General features: G+C 50.0%; 1 protein-coding gene. It reads left to right on the top strand.

The window, feature by feature from the left end:
* Window positions 1–208, top strand: a 208-nt coding sequence (locus ADF68_RS11065) for a hypothetical protein (RefSeq protein WP_049548461.1), incomplete at both ends; no start/stop codon positions are given.

The following is a 208-nucleotide window of genomic DNA, read 5'->3' as shown; positions in this document are numbered from 1 at the left end:
GGTGCGGCTTCAGTTGCTGTTGCAGCGCTGATGTTTTTGGGTGCGCGCGTCGTTAGTGCGGATAGCGTAACACCTGTCGACCAACCTCATGTAGAGGCTTTAACTCAAGATACTAGTCCGCTAGCATCGCAAGATAAGGAAGATCCTGCTAGTTCTGTAAAAGTGGATACAGCTACTGCAAGTCAGCTTGTGGCACAGATCAAAGACC

Origin of the sequence: Streptococcus pseudopneumoniae (genome assembly GCF_001068775.1) — a bacterium.
In the GTDB taxonomy this organism is placed as follows: domain Bacteria; phylum Bacillota; class Bacilli; order Lactobacillales; family Streptococcaceae; genus Streptococcus; species Streptococcus pseudopneumoniae_N.
Note: the sequence above shows the minus strand (reverse complement) of the source record. Positions and strands in the feature narration are given on the sequence as shown.